The 17,110-nt window shown below is 44.5% G+C and carries 15 protein-coding genes; 14 read left to right on the plus strand and 1 reads right to left on the minus strand.

Annotated features, from left to right (window positions below; genetic code table 11):
- Positions 1-67 precede the first annotated feature (67 nt).
- The 13 genes from iscX (at position 68) to ACED28_RS15675 (ending at position 13,834) form a co-directional block, all read left to right on the plus strand.
- Entirely contained in the window at positions 68-268 is a 201-nt protein-coding gene (gene iscX / locus ACED28_RS15615) for a Fe-S cluster assembly protein IscX (protein WP_004735099.1), read from the plus strand.
- A 206-nt stretch (positions 269-474) separates the two neighbouring features.
- Positions 475-1,770 (plus strand): aminopeptidase PepB, encoded by a 1,296-nt coding sequence (pepB, locus tag ACED28_RS15620; protein ID WP_017099586.1) that lies wholly within the window; start codon positions 475-477, stop codon positions 1,768-1,770.
- A gap of 106 nt (positions 1,771-1,876) precedes the next feature.
- Entirely contained in the window at positions 1,877-2,311 is a 435-nt protein-coding gene (ndk, locus tag ACED28_RS15625; protein ID WP_004735101.1) for a nucleoside-diphosphate kinase, read from the plus strand.
- A gap of 422 nt (positions 2,312-2,733) precedes the next feature.
- Positions 2,734-3,876, plus strand: coding sequence for a bifunctional tRNA (adenosine(37)-C2)-methyltransferase TrmG/ribosomal RNA large subunit methyltransferase RlmN (locus ACED28_RS15630; protein ID WP_009848292.1), 1,143 nt, complete (start codon positions 2,734-2,736; stop codon positions 3,874-3,876).
- Positions 3,877-4,317: 441 nt separating this feature from the next.
- Entirely contained in the window at positions 4,318-5,274 is a 957-nt protein-coding gene (rodZ, locus tag ACED28_RS15635; protein WP_017099587.1) for a cytoskeleton protein RodZ, read from the plus strand.
- A gap of 7 nt (positions 5,275-5,281) precedes the next feature.
- Positions 5,282-6,403: a flavodoxin-dependent (E)-4-hydroxy-3-methylbut-2-enyl-diphosphate synthase gene (gene ispG, locus ACED28_RS15640; RefSeq protein ID WP_371710202.1), complete on the plus strand. Its 1,122-nt coding sequence runs from the start codon at positions 5,282-5,284 to the stop codon at positions 6,401-6,403.
- A 70-nt stretch (positions 6,404-6,473) separates the two neighbouring features.
- Positions 6,474-7,742, plus strand: coding sequence for a histidine--tRNA ligase (gene hisS, locus ACED28_RS15645; protein ID WP_371710203.1), 1,269 nt, complete (start codon positions 6,474-6,476; stop codon positions 7,740-7,742).
- A gap of 76 nt (positions 7,743-7,818) precedes the next feature.
- Positions 7,819-8,433 carry a YfgM family protein gene (locus ACED28_RS15650; protein ID WP_371710204.1) on the plus strand — a complete coding sequence of 205 codons (615 nt, stop codon included), beginning with the start codon at positions 7,819-7,821 and terminating at the stop codon, positions 8,431-8,433.
- Between the two features lie 10 nt (positions 8,434-8,443).
- Entirely contained in the window at positions 8,444-9,604 is a 1,161-nt protein-coding gene (bamB, locus tag ACED28_RS15655) for an outer membrane protein assembly factor BamB (protein ID WP_371710205.1), read from the plus strand.
- Between the two features lie 158 nt (positions 9,605-9,762).
- Positions 9,763-11,244, plus strand: coding sequence for a ribosome biogenesis GTPase Der (gene der / locus ACED28_RS15660; protein ID WP_010440555.1), 1,482 nt, complete (start codon positions 9,763-9,765; stop codon positions 11,242-11,244).
- Between the two features lie 132 nt (positions 11,245-11,376).
- Positions 11,377-12,279 (plus strand): alanyl-tRNA editing protein, encoded by a 903-nt coding sequence (locus tag ACED28_RS15665; RefSeq protein ID WP_371710206.1) that lies wholly within the window; start codon positions 11,377-11,379, stop codon positions 12,277-12,279.
- Between the two features lie 290 nt (positions 12,280-12,569).
- Positions 12,570-13,571 carry a sensor domain-containing diguanylate cyclase gene (locus ACED28_RS15670; protein WP_371710207.1) on the plus strand — a complete coding sequence of 334 codons (1,002 nt, stop codon included), beginning with the start codon at positions 12,570-12,572 and terminating at the stop codon, positions 13,569-13,571.
- A gap of 35 nt (positions 13,572-13,606) precedes the next feature.
- The gene (locus ACED28_RS15675; RefSeq protein ID WP_009848301.1) at positions 13,607-13,834 is read left to right on the plus strand and encodes a zinc ribbon domain-containing protein; all 228 of its coding nucleotides are present in this window, start codon (positions 13,607-13,609) and stop codon (positions 13,832-13,834) included.
- A gap of 89 nt (positions 13,835-13,923) precedes the next feature.
- Here the strand turns inward: ACED28_RS15675 and xseA are convergent, their stop codons facing one another.
- Complete coding sequence (gene xseA / locus ACED28_RS15680) at positions 13,924-15,270, minus strand: exodeoxyribonuclease VII large subunit (protein ID WP_371695577.1); 1,347 nt, start codon at positions 15,268-15,270, stop codon at positions 13,924-13,926.
- Positions 15,271-15,541: 271 nt separating this feature from the next.
- Between xseA and guaB the strand changes: the two genes are divergently transcribed.
- A complete protein-coding gene (gene guaB / locus ACED28_RS15685; RefSeq protein WP_017062496.1) occupies positions 15,542-17,005 on the plus strand; it encodes an IMP dehydrogenase in 1,464 nt (487 codons plus the stop codon).
- The last annotated feature ends 105 nt before the right edge of the window (positions 17,006-17,110 follow it).

A 17,110-nucleotide genomic window follows, 5' to 3' on the forward strand; every position in this document is an offset into this window, starting at 1 on the left:
GTAAAGCTGGCATAGAATATAAGTCACTAAGATGACAAATCGTCGCTGATAAAGATAAGGAAATGTTATGAGTTTGAAATGGATTGATTCGCGAGATATTGCGATTGAACTATGTGATTTATACCCAGATACCGATCCTAAAACAGTACGCTTCACGGACTTGCATCAATGGGTGCTAGATCTTGAAGATTTTGATGATGAGCCGAATCACTCGAATGAGAAAATTCTAGAGGCCATTATATTGTGCTGGATGGATGAGATGGATTAATCCTCTTGTCTAATCACTTGGTCGCGGGTTGGTATCAGTCCAATGTAAAACGCAGCCAAGTTAACAATTCTTACTAAAAAAAGCGGACCTTATGGTCCGTTTTTTTATCAAAATGACATTTTCCTCCTACATAATGCTAACATCAGTGCGCTAATAAAAAACAATCAGAATCACATACTCAAAGTGGTTCATGACAAGGAGAAATCATGTCTACACAGATGTCAGTATTTTTAAGTCAAGAAGCTGCCCAGCCTCAGTGGGGAGCAAGAGCTATTTTATCGTTCTCAGAAGCGGGAGCGACAATTCACATTGGTGAAGGCCACGATCTAGGCGCGGTTCAACGTGCGGGTCGTACGCTTGACGGACAAGGTATCGCATTGGTTGCACTTAGCGGTAAAGGCTGGGATCTAGAAAGTGTTTGGGCTTTTTACCAAGGCTACCGTGGACCAAAGAAAAAGAATGCATTGGAGTGGGATACTCTAGCTGAAGCTGATCAGGTTGAATTGGAAGCACGTATCCGCGCGACAGATTGGACGCGTGACATCATCAACAAAACGGCTGAAGAAGTTGCCCCTCGTCAATTAGCGACAATGGCAGCTGAATACATCAAATCAGTGGCACCAGCAGGCACTGTTAAAGCGAAAATCGTTAAAGATAAAGATCTCCTAACTGAAGGTTGGGAAGGCATCTATGCGGTAGGCCGCGGCTCTGAGCGTACTTCAGCAATGCTTCAATTGGACTTCAACCCAACCGGTGATGAAAACGCACCCGTGTTTGCTTGTCTTGTGGGTAAAGGTATCACTTTCGACTCAGGCGGTTACAGCATCAAGCCAGGTCAATTCATGACAGCAATGAAGGCTGACATGGGTGGTGCAGCGACTATTACCGGTGGTTTAGGTCTAGCGATTGAACGTGGCCTGAACAAGCGTATTAAGCTTATTCTATGTTGTGCGGAGAACATGATCTCGGGTCGTGCATTGAAGCTTGGCGACATCATTACTTACAAAAATGGTAAGACTGTCGAGATCATGAATACCGATGCGGAAGGTCGTTTAGTTTTAGCTGATGGCCTGATGTTCGCAAGCGCTCAGAATCCAGAGTTGATCATCGACTGTGCAACGCTAACAGGCGCGGCTAAAAATGCATTAGGTAACGACTACCACGCATTATTGAGCTTTGATGATGAGTTGTCTCATCAAGCACTAACGGCTGCGAACCAAGAGAAAGAAGGTCTATGGCCATTGCCTCTTGCTGATTTCCACCGTGGTATGTTGCCTTCAAACTTTGCTGATCTTTCAAACATCAGCTCTGGTGATTACACACCGGGTGCAAGTACAGCTGCTGCGTTCCTTTCTTACTTTGTAGATGACTACAAAAAAGGTTGGATTCACATGGATTGCGCGGGTACTTACCGTAAGTCATCAAGTGATAAGTGGGCTGCAGGCGCGACCGGTATGGGTGTTCGTACACTGGCTCGTCTTCTTATCGACCAAGCAAAATAATAATAAGAGTGAGCGGTATTTCGATACCGCTTATTCATAAACTCAGATCGAATGATCTTAGTAATTTCAGTATTTAATAACAAAAAAATGAAGTGAAGGAATCCCTATGGCTCTAGAAAGAACGTTCTCAATTGTTAAGCCGGATGCAGTTAAGCGTAACCTTGTCGGTGAAATCTACCACCGCATTGAAAAAGCTGGCCTACAGATTATTGCCGCTAAAATGGTTTCTCTTACAGAAGCGCAAGCAAGTGGCTTCTATGCAGAACATGAAGGTAAAGAGTTCTTTGGACCACTAAAAGAGTTCATGACTTCTGGTCCTATCATGGTTCAAGTACTTGAAGGCGAAAATGCGATCGCTCGTTACCGTGAACTAATGGGTAAAACTAACCCAGAAGAAGCTGCATGCGGCACTATCCGTGCTGACTACGCAATCAGCATGCGTTACAACTCAGTACACGGCAGTGATAGCCCTGAATCTGCGGCTCGCGAAATCGAATTCTTCTTCCCAGAATCTGAAATTTGCCCGCGTCCAGCTGAATAAGCAGACAACAGCAAGTCTCAATAAAGGCTTCACTTCGGTGAAGCCTTTTTCATTTCTGGTGAGTTCTCGTGTCATTCCTGAGAGTGAAGAAGGAGCATATCAGGAGTCTGAGTTTACTATTGGAGATTCCAGATACCTCGTTCCTCGGTTCTGGAATGACGAACAAGTCGCGTTAGTAGGAGGTCGGAGAGGGTGCGAGTATTAGGTGGTTAAAGCCCGTCATTCCCGAAAGCGACGGAGGAGCGTAATCGGGAATCTCTCTTTGAATTGGCCGAACTTAAGCAGGTAAATTTGACTGTGTAAATTTTAATCACTTAAGTTTGAATGTCTTAGTAAACACAAGGTTTTACAGTGCTTGTTGAAGTTGCGTAAAGGCTGTACAATTCGCGCCCTTAATTATTGTTCCGTCATTGAGAGGCATCATGACCACAGCTAAAGTCAATCTACTCGATTTTGATCGTAAAGGTCTTCGTAAATTTTTCACAGAAGAACTGAATGAGAAAGCGTTTCGAGCAGAGCAAGTGATGAAGTGGATTTATCACTTCGGTGTCGATGACTTCGAACAAATGAACAACATCAACAAAAAGTTACGTGAGAAACTGCTGCATCGCTGTGAGATTGTTGCACCTATCGTTTCTGAAGCTCAGCACTCTGCGGATGGCACCATTAAATGGGCGATGAGCGTTGGTGACCAAGACGTTGAGACTGTATACATCCCAGATGGTGACCGTGCGACGCTATGTGTTTCTTCGCAAGTAGGCTGCGCGCTTGAATGTAAATTCTGCTCTACAGCTCAACAAGGCTTCAACCGTAACCTGAAAGTTTCAGAGATCGTTGGTCAAATCTGGCGTGCAGCACGTGAAATCGGTTTAGAGAAAGAAACGGGTCGTCGTCCAATTACTAACGTCGTAATGATGGGTATGGGTGAACCTCTATTGAACATGAAGAACCTAATTCCATCATTGGAGCTGATGCTTGATGATCTGGGTTTCTCACTGTCTAAGCGTCGTGTAACAGTATCAACATCTGGTGTTGTTTCTGGTCTTGATCAGATGACAGACAACATCGATGTCGCTCTGGCGATTTCTCTACACGCACCAAACGATGCACTACGTAGCCAAATCATGCCAATCAACGACCGTTGGGATATCCAAGATTTCCTAGCATCGGTTCGTCGCTACATTGCATCTTCAAATGCTAACCGCGGCAAAGTAACGGTTGAGTACGTTCTGTTGGATCATGTAAATGATGATATGGACCACGCTCGTGAACTTGCTGAGTTAATGAAAGATACGCCTTGTAAGATCAACTTGATTCCATTTAACCCTTATCCGGGTTCGCCTTATAAGAAGCCAAGCAACTCTCGTATTGATCGCTTCCAAAAAACGCTGATGGAATACAACTACACAGTTACGGTTCGTAAAACTCGTGGTGATGATATTGATGCCGCATGTGGTCAGCTGGTTGGTGATGTTATTGATAGAACCAAGCGTACTAAAATGCTGAAAGCCGCCTCTGAAGCTAACTTGATCGCAGGTGATGTGATTCAAGTGAAAGCGGTTTAAATACCATTTAGATCTAAACAAGCCAGAAGGATTCCTTCTGGCTTGTTGCTTTTCTGGAAGGTGAATTTCCAATAATTGGATTTTTTCCCCACGCTTTCTTACATTTTTCGTCAAATTTTGGACAAAACCATGAGCTGACGGTAAATTTTGTTTAAAGTGTTTTTGCCTTGCAATGGCATTAGCTTATGATTAACTCATCTTAAATTAATTTAAGTGCTCGCTTGTTACCCGATAATCATCAATGTGTCTATTTAGGTTGGCTACTTGATAAACTAGCTTCCTGAGAAGGTCATCCATAGTCAATGGGTGATGTTCGTCTTTAAGGGTTGATGATTTAGATAACAGGAAAAATTCCACATAAAGTGGGTTGTTAGATTGAGCTTAAACGACAATAAAAATGCTCTCATCAACCTGCGATAATACTTTAGAAGTTCACTCTCTATGAACACAGAACACGAAACACAAACAAAAGAAACTGTCGCTCCAGAAATCGAAGCGGGAACGCTGCTTAAAAATAAACGAGAATCTCTTGGTTTAACACAAAAGCAGATTTCTGATCGTTTAAAGCTGCGCGTTACGCTGATCCAACAAATTGAAGAAAACCAATTCGAGTCAGATCAAGTTGCAACCTTTATGCGTGGCTACATTCGTTCATACGCGAAATACGTCAATCTTGACGAAAAGGTCGTATTGAGTGCACTCCATCATGCTGGTGACGCTCAACATCAAGAACAAGAAATGTTGAGCTTTTCTCGTAAGACCAAAACCGAGAAGCACAACAGCCGTATTATGATCCTTACTTGGAGCATTTTTGCGGTAATTGCGGGTATCTCCTCACTGTGGTGGTGGCAGAACCAACAACAAGACACCCTATCTCAATCTTTAGCTAATACTGAAAGCTCAGAAGAGCTAGCTGTAGAAGAATCACTTGCCCCTGAATTCACCTCTTTAGAAGTGATTGAAGCTGAACAAAATGAAGAGGGTACTTCTGTTGTTGAAGGTACTGATGACCTTGCTGCGATAAGCGATGCGGAAGATTCTGTTACATCAACTGACGAAACTACTGCACAGCAAGCAACAGAGACAGAACCAACTGCTGAAGTTGCTGCTAATGCTGTTAATGCAGAAGCTGTTGAAGCAAGCACTGCGCCTGAAGCTGTGATTAACGAGTTAGTGATGCAGTTCTCTGCTGATTGCTGGATCCAAGTGAAAGATGCTTCGGGCAAAACCTTGTCGACTGGCATCAAAAAAGCAGGCCAGTCGTTAAATCTATCAGGAACTGCGCCATATAAAGTGATTCTAGGTGCGCCAGAGGGCGTATCGATGACATTTGCAAGTGAACCTGTCGACCTTTCTGGGTATACTTCAGGCAAAGTAGCTAGAATAACCTTACCTTAGAGTTAATATGCAACACGAATCTCCTATTATTCGTCGCAAATCAACCCGTATTTATGTGGGTGATGTGCCGATCGGTGATGGTGCACTAATTGCTGTGCAATCCATGACTAACACAAGAACAACAGATGTAGCCGCGACCGTTGCTCAAATTAGAGCTCTGGAAAAAGTTGGCGCTGATATCGTTCGCGTATCTGTACCGACTATGGATGCCGCTGAAGCCTTTAAGCTAATCAAGCAGCAGGTCTCTGTTCCTTTGGTTGCTGATATTCACTTCGACTACCGTATCGCACTTAAAGTGGCTGAATACGGCGTTGACTGTCTGCGTATCAACCCAGGTAACATCGGTAACGAAAGCCGCATTCGCTCTGTTGTGGATTGTGCTCGTGATATGAATATCCCGATTCGTATTGGTGTTAACGGCGGTTCTCTTGAAAAAGAGATCCAAGAGAAATACACAGAGCCTACAGCAGAAGCGCTTGTTGAATCTGCAATGCGTCACGTAGACATCCTAGACCGTTTGAACTTTGATCAATTTAAAGTCAGCGTTAAGGCGTCTGATGTATTCCTAGCCGTCGGTTCTTACCGTTTGCTTGCTAAGCAGATTGATCAACCTCTTCACCTTGGCATTACCGAAGCGGGTGGTGCGCGTGCAGGTTCTGTGAAGTCAGCGGTAGGTTTAGGCATGCTTCTCTCTGAAGGTATCGGCGATACGCTGCGTATTTCGCTCGCGGCTGATCCTGTTGAAGAGATCAAAGTTGGCTTTGATATTCTTAAATCTTTGCGCATTCGCTCGCGTGGCATCAACTTCATTGCGTGCCCGAGCTGTTCTCGTCAAGAGTTCGATGTTATTAACACCGTTAATGCCCTTGAAGAGCGCCTAGAAGACGTGATTACTCCAATGGATGTATCTATCATCGGTTGTGTGGTTAACGGCCCTGGTGAAGCTGAAGTGTCTCACTTAGGTCTAGCTGGTAGTGCACGTAAGAGTGCTTTCTACGAAGACGGTAAGCGTCAGAAAGAGCGCTTCGATAACGATGACCTTGTCGACAAACTTGAAGCTAAGATTCGTGCAAAAGCATCAGTGCTTGATAAAGCAAATCGCATTGATGTAGAAAACTTAGAAGATTAATACAACGCGATGGGGTGTGATTGTCTATTCGCACTGATACCTGGTCGTGAGAAATTACGGAATAAATACTGTGGCTAAAAATATCCAAGCAATTCGAGGCATGAACGACTGCCTTCCAACTCAATCACCACTGTGGCAGAAAGTAGAAAGCGCAGTTAAAAGTGTGGTGAGCGCATACGGTTACAACGAAGTACGTATGCCTATCGTTGAAGAAACAAACCTATTTAGCCGTGCGGTTGGTGAAGAGACAGACGTTGTTTCTAAAGAGATGTACACCTTTGATGACCGCAATGGTGACAGCCTAACGCTGCGTCCAGAAGGCACAGCAGGTTGTGTACGTTCATGTATTCAAAACAGCCTTATTAACCGTGATGAACAGCGCCTATGGTACATGGGCCCAATGTTCCGTCACGAGCGTCCTCAAAAAGGTCGTTACCGTCAATTCCACCAATGTGGTGTTGAAGTGTTTGGCCTAGACGGTCCAGACGTTGACGCAGAACTTATTATGATGACAGCACGTCTATGGCGTGAACTAGGTATCGATAAGCACGTTCGTCTTGAATTGAACTCAATCGGTTCTCAAGAAGATCGCGTAAGCTACCGTACTGCGTTAGTGGCTTTCCTTGAGCAACACATTGATGTGCTAGATGAAGACTGCAAACGTCGCATGCACACTAACCCTCTACGTGTTCTGGATACTAAGAACCCGGATGTTCAAGCTATCTTAGGTGACGCACCTCGACTATCTGAATATCTAGGTGAAGAATCGAAGCTACATTTTGCTGGTTTGTGTGAACTTCTTGACGCTGTTGGTATCGAATACCAAGTTAATGAGCGTCTAGTGCGTGGTCTAGATTACTACAACCGCACCGTATTTGAGTGGATCACAGACAGCCTTGGTGCCCAAGGTACAGTGTGTGGTGGTGGCCGTTACGATGGTCTTGTTGAACAACTAGGCGGCAAAGCAACCAATGCGGTTGGCTTCGCTATGGGTCTAGAGCGTCTAGTCCTTATGATGGAAACGCTAGAGCTTACAGAAGTTCGTCGTAGTGTTGACGTATACATGGTTGCTGCTGGCGAAGGTACAATGATCGCGGGCATGCAGTTAGCGAATCAATTACGCGACACCGTTGAAGGCGTACGTGTGATGAACCACTTCGGTGGTGGTAACTTCAAGAAGCAATTCAAACGTGCTGACAAAGTAGGAGCTGTTGTGGCGTTGGTACTTGGTGAGAACGAAGTTGCTGACAATACAGTTGTGCTAAAAGATTTGGTTGGCGGCGAGCAACAAACCGTGTCTCAAACGGAAGTTGCAGAAAAAGTTGCTGCGTTAATCTAAGCCATTGAGCAAACGCTCATCATGAATATCAACGTCAGCACTATGCTGGCGTTTAAAGAATTAAAGAGGACAGGAAGTGGAACTTTACGATAGCGAAGAGCAACAAGTTGAAGCCATTAAAGATTGGTGGAAAGAGAATGGCAAAGCCGTAATCTTTGGTGCGGTTATTGGTTTAGGTGGCCTATTTGGTTGGCGCTATTACCAAGATTCAGTCGTTGAAGCGCGTGAAGCCGCTTCAGAAAGCTACACCTCTGCAATCTCAGCTCTAGATGCTAAAGGCGTTGATGCTCAATCTGATATTCAAGCTTTCATCGACGCAAACAAAGACGCTGAATATTCAGTACTTGCTGCTATGCAATTAGCAAAAGCGCAAGTTCAAGCGGGTGACCTTACAACTGCACTAGAACAACTTGAGTGGGCAAAATCGGCAACTAAGGACGCGGCATTAGCGCCACTACTGACTTACCGTGTTGCTCGTATCAAAGCTGAGCAAGGTGAATTTGACGCAACATTGACTGATCTTGAAGCGATGACTGACGAATCTTGGAAAGGCCGTGTTGCTGAACTGCGTGGTGATATCTCACTTCGTAAAGGCGACACAGATGCAGCTTACAGTGCATACTCTGAAGCTCAACAAGCTGCTGATGCGAGCCAAACGCTTCAAATCAAACTTGACGACCTAGCTAAATAAGGCGCTTTGAATGAAGAAGATGTTTCCAAAAGCGGCGTTGTGTGCGATTGCTCTTGGCCTGCTAGCGGGCTGTGCAAGTGAAGAAGACACCGTAATCATGGCACCAGTACCAACGGTAAACAGCGAGTTTACTCCTAGCCAGGAATGGTCTACGTCGGTTGGTGATGGTGTTGGTCACTACTTTTCAAAACTAACGCCAGAATTGGCTTACGACAAAGTATTTGTTGCAAGCCGTGAAGGTATGGTTAAAGCGCTTGACCCTGAAACAGGTAAAGAGCTTTGGAAAGTCGATCTTGAGAAAGAAGTACTGGCTCGTTTATCGGGTGGCTTAACGGCAGCTTACGGCAAGGTATTTGTTGGTTCTGAAAATGGCGAAGTGATCGCGCTGGATGAATCAACCGGTGAAGAGCTGTGGCGTGTATCAGTGAATGGTGAGGTGCTTGCATCCCCAGCAACTGAAAGCAACATGGTTATTGTTCATACCAGTCGTGGCATGTTGACCGCGTTAGATCAAGAAAGCGGTGAGCAAAAATGGACCATCAGTACAGAAGTACCAAGCCTAACACTTCGTGGCGATAGCTCACCTGTTACGGTTTCAGGTGGTGTATTCTGGGGTACGGCAAATGGTCGTTTAGCCGCAGCTATCGTTGATCGTGGTCAGCTTATTTGGCAACAGCCAGTAGGTACACCAAAAGGCGCAACGGAAATTGATCGTTTGGTTGATGTTGATGCATCACCAATTGTTCTTGGCGGCACCCTGTATACCGTAGGTATCAATGGTCAGCTGATTGCTATCGATCTTCGTTCTGGTAAGCCAGTTTGGAAACGTAACTACTCGTCAGCGATTGATTTAGCAAGTGATGGCAGCCGTTTGTTCGTAGTGACTGACAAAGACCATGTGGTTGCGGTTGATGCGCGTAGTGGTACTGAACTGTGGAGCACTCCATTGTTAGAAAACCGCTTACTGACAGCACCTGCTATTATTAATGGTTATGTAGTTGTTGGTGATACTGAAGGTTATCTGCACTGGTTAGATCGTTCATCGGGTGAGTTTGTTGCTCAACAGTTGGTCGATGATAGCGGCTTTGCGGTTGCGCCAATTGAAATGCCTGAAGGCTACTTAGTGACGACTCGCAATGGCGATGTAAAGAAACTAACGATTAGCCAATAAAAGCGTGATATAATTCACAGTCGGCTCCTGGTTGGTAACAGCTAGGAGCCGTTTTGTTGTTATAAATTAATAAACCGTGTGGTTATAGGTAAGAGTTTAAACTTGCGATCAAGTGCTTACCTATAACTACATTTAGAGAAGAAATTGTAGAGGTTGTTATGGTACCTGTTGTTGCTCTAGTAGGGCGTCCGAACGTAGGTAAATCTACGTTATTTAACCGATTGACTCGAACTCGTGATGCATTGGTTGCGGATTTCCCTGGCTTAACGCGTGACCGTAAATACGGTCATGCTCATTTTAGCGAGCATGACTTTATTGTTATCGACACTGGTGGTATCGACGGTACCGAAGAAGGTGTTGAAACTAAAATGGCTGAACAGTCGCTAGCGGCGATTGATGAAGCTGATGTCGTTCTATTTATGGTAGATGGCCGTGCGGGTCTAACACCTTCAGACGTAGCTATTGCTAAGCACCTTCGTCAACTAGAAAAGCCTTCAATGCTAGTAGTAAACAAGGTTGATGGTATCGACCCTGATGCTGCAAGTGCTGATTTCTGGCAACTAGGCGTAGAAGACATGTACCAAATCGCTGCAGCGCACGGTCGTGGTGTAACTGCGTTGATTGATCTTGCTCTAAACCCATTCGCTGAAGCGTTAAAAGCTGAGAATGGCGAAGTAAGCGATTTAACTGAATTTGAAGACGAAGAAGAAGAGCAAGTTGATTTCACTGAAGAAGAAGCGGAAGAAGAATTCAAGCGCCTTCAAGATCAACCGATTAAGCTAGCGATCATTGGTCGTCCAAACGTAGGTAAATCAACACTAACTAACCGTATTCTTGGTGAAGAACGTGTTGTTGTTTACGATATGCCAGGTACAACTCGTGACTCTATCTACATTCCGATGCAGCGTGATGAGCGTGAATACGTTCTGATTGATACTGCGGGTGTTCGTCGCCGTAAAAATATCAACGAAACAGTTGAGAAGTTCTCAGTGGTTAAAACACTGAAAGCGATTGAAGATGCTAACGTTGTATTACTGCTTATCGATGCTCGCGAGAACATCTCAGATCAAGATCTAAGCTTGTTAGGCTTTGCGTTGAATGCTGGTCGTTCAATTGTTATTGCCGTAAACAAGTGGGATGGCCTAGATAACGACGTTAAAGATCGTGTTAAGAAAGAACTAGACCGTCGTTTAGGTTTCGTTGATTTCGCACGTATTCACTTTATTTCTGCACTTCACGGTACTGGTGTTGGTCACTTGTTTGAGTCTGTTCAAGAAGCTTATAAGTCAGCAACGACTCGTGTTGGTACTTCTGTACTTACTCGTATCATGAAGATGGCGACTGATGATCACCAACCACCTATGGTTCGTGGCCGTCGTGTTAAATTGAAATACGCGCACGCTGGTGGCTACAACCCACCGATTATCGTTATCCACGGTAACCAAGTACGTAACTTGCCAGATTCATACAAACGATTCTTGATGAACTACTACCGTCGTTCACTAGAAATTATGGGTACACCTATTCGCATTCAATTCCAGAACAGCGAGAACCCATTTGAAGCTAAGACTAACAAGCTGACAATTTCTCAAGAACGTAAACGTAAACGTATGATGAGCATGGTTAAAGGTCGTAAGTAAACCTTTCCAATAGATTTGATACCCGAGCCTGTCTCGGGTATTTTTTTAAGTAAAATTCACGTTATCTGATAATCGCGTCTTTGATTCCGTTATCAGCTAGCGACTTAGACTAGATTCCAAAAGAAGAATGATATGACAATTAGCAATTCGACTACACCAGCGTTAGCAATCACCCCAACCATCACTCAATTTTGTCATCAAATTTGGCTGCTCAATGCAAAAGCGGTGTACGTTGAATGCGACGACAGCAAAACTTACTTGATCACCGACGTGACGCCTTTCCACCCAGTGAGTCATATTTGGCCCGATCACCCAGCAGACCGAGGTTTTGTCAGCGTAGGTGGTGAACAGTATATTGTTGAAGATTGCCTTGTTGGTGCAATAGAGCAATCTACTGGAAATCTTTATATTTCAGCAGATATCCCTGTTAAGCGTGATACGGAAGGGTGGGCGTTTGTGGTTGTCCACCAGCTACCTGTATCAGCTTCTATGATTAAGGTTAACGACGAAGTCGTGTTGTCGGTTGATAAAGAGCACCAAGCCAGTTTGAGCCGCGGTCATAGTGCCGGACATATTGCTTTCTTAGCGTTGAATAAAGTATTGGCTGAGAGTTACTGGCGTAAAGATGCGGACAGAAAAGATCCACTCGGCAGCTATGACTTCAATAGCTACGCACAGGTGACTAGCTTTGTGACTCCAGAGTTGTGTACCGATAAGTATCGTTTAGGTAAAACCTTGAAGAAACGCGGTCTGAACGTTGCTGACATGCTAATGAACCTTGATGGCATTGAGGCCAATATCAACCAGATGATTGCAGGCTGGCTTGCTGAATCGACTCTTGTAACGATGAGACTAGAAGGTGAGGCGTTAACAGACTCTCGCTACTGGGAATGGCAGCTAGATGACGAGACTTTAGTGTCTATTCCGTGTGGTGGTACTCACATCGACAATACTTCAGAACTTAAGGCATTGTCGGTTAAGTTAACCCAATTAGATGACCAACATATCGAAATGCAGACGTGTGTATCTCGATGATCTCAATTAAAGATCGAAAATATATTGTTCTGCATTGTTGGTTTTATTTATTTGCTTTTAGTTATATATTCTATTGTAAATTGAAATGCAGTATATGTAACTTATGCTTTCGGTGTGTGGTGATATAAATATTCTTTTTGGGGTAGATCGCTGATCAAAGTAGATAAAGCAAAAGATCAACCTATGATCTTCGGTGGTGTGTTGTGGTAATTTAGTGTGTTAATATTGACCAGTATACAGGCTTGCATAAGAACAAGCTGTTCCCAGTAAATAATTGAAAGCTTTAGTGAATGAAACAACAATTTTTATTAGAAGGTCACCGAGCAGTAAACAGTTTGCTTCGAAAGCTTGCCCTTGGGTTGGATCGCAAAGAATTGAATCGCAAGATCATTCAACTCACCGAGCAGATTTTTGGTCAAAGGATGGCCTCTATCCTATTGCTAAACCCCGAATCGAATACATTACATTTAGAATATGCTCCAAACTTGCCTGATTTTTATAACCAGCAGATAGAAGGGGTGGGGGGTGGTGCCGGAATTGGTTCCTGTGGCGAAGCGGCGGCACTTAAGAAAGCTGTCATGGTCTCCAATATTAATGCACACCCGAATTGGACTCCTTTCTTAGCCTTAACCAATCAGGCTAACCTTCATGCATGTTGGTCAGTGCCAATCATCTCTTCACATGGTCACGTATTGGGTACCTTCGCAATTTACAGTCAGTACATCTCTGAACCTCATGAGTTTGAACTTGAGATCTTAGAGTTATTGGCTTCTCTGTATTCAGTCGCGCTTGAGAAGTATGAGTTAGAGAATCAACTCAACTTTTTTGCCAATCGAGATTCTCTAACACACAGTTTGAATCGCCGAGCATTGCTGAGAGAAGCCGAGCAGGTGTTAACTAACCGCTGTTTTACTGAAAAAGTGATGGCATGCCTGTTTGTTGATGTTGATAAATTTAAGTCAATAAACGATACGTTTGGCCACAGCTTTGGTGATGATGTGTTGTTAGCCGTTGCAAAAGTGCTTGATGAGGCAACGACTGCCTGTGCCAAGATAGGGCGCTATGGGGGCGATGAGTTTGTCGTGTTCTCTTGCTTTGATGATCAAGAAAGCGTGCTGAACTTTTATCGAAGCTTAGAAAGAGCCTTGGAACAAGCTCTCTATATCGATGGCACTCAGTTTTCTGTCAGCGTTGGACTTTCTTATGAGAAAGATCCTGATTCATTGGAAGACTTGATCGCACAAGCTGATAAGAACATGTACCAAATCAAGCAAGCTAAGTCTCAGCGGTAGTAGATTGTAAAAAAGTAGTGAATTAGGAAATGCTAATGAGTGAAAATATCTGCCCTAAGTGCCAATCAGAGCTAGGTTGGGATGGAAAGTATCACTGTGAAAGTTGTCAGGCACACTTTACTAAGGTTGGGTTTTGCCCTGAGTGCAGCAGCCAACTTGAGAAGCTTCAAGCCTGTGGTGCAGCGAGCTATTTTTGTAATGGTGAGTGTAATGAGCTTAAATCTAAATCGAGAGTAAAGTTTGTATTTCAACCTGCGGAATAGACTTAAGCCGAATCGCTTAAACGACTATCTGTAATGTTATATCAGAGACTCAATACCGAAGAGTTGGGTCTTTTTTGTATCTAATGAACCTAGAGCTCGCTCTTAGCGACTCTTGTTGTCACTTGCGATTCAATCACACCGTCTTCAACTTGGGTGGTGATCACTTCACCGATTTCGACATCGTTAATCGATGACACAGTTTTACTCGATGCTGAATGGGTGATGCTGTAGCCACGTTTTAGGGTGGCTAATGGACTTACTGTTTCTAACTTCTCGGCAGCCATGGCTAGTTGGTGGCGAGTAGTTAGTAGTGTTTTATCCATTGCATCCAATAGCTTTTGCTCTGAACGTTGTAGATGCAGTTTCTGTTCACCAAGGCGTTTCACTGGCGAGTTCAGCTGAAGTTGGTGCTGCTTACGTTCAACACGCTGCGCATGCTGCTTTAGGTATTGAGTCATACCACGACGTAAACGCATGTCTAAGTCATCAAGCTGCTGACTCTGCTTTTGCAGTTGGTAGCTCGGGTGTTGTTTCTCTAAGCGGTATTTCAACGTTTGAGTTGATTGCGCTTGTTTGATTAACACATGACGAATCGCACTCACTAAACGAGCACGTTTAGACGCATAAGCTTGCTCTTTATGACTGTTGTCACGGCTAACCAATTCAGCGGCTGCTGATGGCGTTGGAGCTCGCATATCTGCGACGAAATCGGCGATAGTGACATCAACTTCGTGTCCAACGGCGCTGATAATCGGGATCTGACTTGCTGCAATGGTGCGAGCAACGATCTCGTTATTGAAACACCATAAGTCCTCTAATGAGCCGCCACCACGGCCAACGATCAATACATCACACTCGTTACGCTCATTGGCACGTCCAATCGCTTGAGCGATCTGAATCGCCGCTTCTTCGCCTTGAACCATGGTTGGGTAAACCACAATAGGCAATGAAGGATCGCGTCTCTTGAGAACATCGAGAATATCGAAGAGGGCTGCGCCTGTTTTAGAGGTGATAACACCGACGCATTTAGGATGTTCTGGAAGAATTTGTTTACTGGACTGAGCAAATAAACCTTCCGCCGCCAAGTTCATCTTAAGTTTTTCAAACTCTTGCTGAAGCTTGCCGTCACCTTCTGGCTGCATGCTTTCGATGATCAGTTGATAGTCACCGCGTGGCTCATAAAGAGACAGACGCGCTTTAACTAGCACTTGATTACCGTTCTGAGGCTTAAAAGTCACACGACGGTTATTGCCACGAAACATAGCGCACTTAACTTGAGCGCGGGAGTCTTTAAGCGTGAGGTACCAGTGACCAGAGACAGGTGCAGAGAAATTTGAGATTTCACCAACGAGCCAGACTATTCCCATTTCGTTTTCTAATAGGAGACGAACCTCTGAATTGAGGCGAGAAACAGTAAAGATGTTTGGATTGGTCATAGAAGCGCTATCTATCCTTGAAGGAAGGTCTTTCTCTTGGAATCTCACTGGGCGTGAGTATGGAAGATAGCGGCAATATAATACATAGCAAGGGGCTAAATGCAAATTAAAAGTATAAAAATGTGTAGCCAAGCGATTTCGTTGGCCGTATAATCCGTCCGCAATATCTAATCCAAATGCAGTTTGATTTTCCTTAATTGGCTGCCCTCATTAGGCGAAACGATGAGATTGGATTGTTTCTTTTTACTCCTATTATTGTGAGATATTGCAAATGCTAAGAATTGCCAAAGAAGCGCTGACATTCGACGACGTACTGCTAGTGCCAGCACACTCCACCGTTCTCCCTAATACAGCTGATCTTCGCACTCAGTTGACGAAGAATATTTCCCTAAACATCCCAATGATCTCTGCATCGATGGATACTGTGACAGAAGCTCGCCTAGCGATTGCACTGGCACAAGAAGGCGGAATAGGCTTCATTCATAAGAACATGTCTATTGAACAACAAGCTGAAATGGTTCGCCAGGTTAAAATTTACGAAGCTGGTGTGGTTTCTCACCCAGTAACTGTAAGCCCTGACGCGACAATCGCTGATGTTGTAGCCCTTACCCAAAAACACGGCTTTGCCGGTTTCCCTGTTGTTACTGAAACAAACGAACTTGTTGGTATTATTACTGGCCGTGACGTTCGCTTTGTGACTGACCTTTCTAAGAAAGTTGATGTAGTAATGACGCCTAAGGCTCGCCTTGCTTCTGTTAAAGAAGGTGCAACTCGTGAAGAAGTTCAAGAGAAAATGCACGAAGCGCGTGTTGAAAAAGTTCTTGTTGTAAATGATGACTTCCAACTTACTGGAATGATCACTGCAAAAGATTTCCACAAAGCAGAACGTAAACCAAACGCTTGTAAAGATGAGCGCGGCAGCCTACGTGTAGGTGCAGCTGTTGGTGCTGGTGCTGGTAATGAAGAGCGCGTTGCTGCTCTAGTTGAAGCTGGCGTAGACGTTCTACTTATCGACTCTTCACACGGTCACTCTGAAGGCGTACTTAACCGTATCCGCGAAACTCGCGCTGCATACCCTGATCTACAAATCATCGGTGGTAACGTAGCAACTGGCGCTGGCGCTCGTGCTCTTATCGAAGCAGGTGTTAGTGCGGTTAAAGTAGGTATCGGCCCGGGTTCAATCTGTACGACTCGTATCGTTACTGGTGTTGGTGTTCCTCAAGTAACAGCAATCGCAGACGCAGCTGAAGTAGCTAACGAATACGGTATTCCAGTAATCGCAGATGGCGGTATCCGCTTCTCTGGCGATATCTGTAAAGCTATCGTTGCTGGCGCATCTTGTGTGATGGTTGGTTCAATGTTCGCGGGTACTGAAGAAGCACCGGGTGAGGTTATCCTTTATAACGGTCGTTCTTACAAGTCTTACCGTGGTATGGGTTCTCTTGGCGCTATGTCTCAAGGTTCTTCTGACCGTTACTTCCAATCTGACAACGCTGCAGACAAGCTTGTTCCAGAAGGTATTGAAGGTCGTATCGCATACAAAGGTCGTCTAAAAGAGATCGTTCACCAACAGATGGGCGGTCTACGCTCAAGCATGGGCCTAACGGGTTCTGCAACTGTTGAAGACATGCGTACTAAAGCTGAGTTTGTTCGTATCTCTGGTGCGGGCATGAAAGAATCTCACGTACACGATGTTCAAATCACGAAAGAAGCACCTAACTACCGTTTAGGTTAATAATACGTCCAAACGTTTGAATAATGTGCTGATTTAGTCGGCACATTAATATACCAATCGTAGTAAATAACTGGTCATCCTAGCTTGTTAAAAACCTCGATAACT

The organism is Vibrio sp. 1F253 (assembly GCF_041439295.1).
GTDB lineage: Bacteria > Pseudomonadota > Gammaproteobacteria > Enterobacterales > Vibrionaceae > Vibrio > Vibrio tasmaniensis_A.

Excerpts from the sequence above, each read along its gene's own strand:
- iscX (WP_004735099.1), top strand. The coding sequence starts at position 68 with ATGAGTTTGAAATGGATTGATTCGCGAGATATTGCGATTGAACTATGT.
- pepB (WP_017099586.1), top strand. The coding sequence starts at position 475 with ATGTCTACACAGATGTCAGTATTTTTAAGTCAAGAAGCTGCCCAGCCT.
- ndk (WP_004735101.1), top strand. The coding sequence starts at position 1,877 with ATGGCTCTAGAAAGAACGTTCTCAATTGTTAAGCCGGATGCAGTTAAG.
- ACED28_RS15630 (WP_009848292.1), top strand. The coding sequence starts at position 2,734 with ATGACCACAGCTAAAGTCAATCTACTCGATTTTGATCGTAAAGGTCTT.
- rodZ (WP_017099587.1), top strand. The coding sequence starts at position 4,318 with ATGAACACAGAACACGAAACACAAACAAAAGAAACTGTCGCTCCAGAA.
- ispG (WP_371710202.1), top strand. The coding sequence starts at position 5,282 with ATGCAACACGAATCTCCTATTATTCGTCGCAAATCAACCCGTATTTAT.
- bamB (WP_371710205.1), top strand. The coding sequence starts at position 8,444 with ATGAAGAAGATGTTTCCAAAAGCGGCGTTGTGTGCGATTGCTCTTGGC.
- der (WP_010440555.1), top strand. The coding sequence starts at position 9,763 with ATGGTACCTGTTGTTGCTCTAGTAGGGCGTCCGAACGTAGGTAAATCT.
- ACED28_RS15665 (WP_371710206.1), top strand. The coding sequence starts at position 11,377 with ATGACAATTAGCAATTCGACTACACCAGCGTTAGCAATCACCCCAACC.
- ACED28_RS15670 (WP_371710207.1), top strand. The coding sequence starts at position 12,570 with ATGAAACAACAATTTTTATTAGAAGGTCACCGAGCAGTAAACAGTTTG.
- ACED28_RS15675 (WP_009848301.1), top strand. The coding sequence starts at position 13,607 with ATGAGTGAAAATATCTGCCCTAAGTGCCAATCAGAGCTAGGTTGGGAT.
- xseA (WP_371695577.1), bottom strand. The coding sequence starts at position 15,270 with ATGACCAATCCAAACATCTTTACTGTTTCTCGCCTCAATTCAGAGGTT.
- guaB (WP_017062496.1), top strand. The coding sequence starts at position 15,542 with ATGCTAAGAATTGCCAAAGAAGCGCTGACATTCGACGACGTACTGCTA.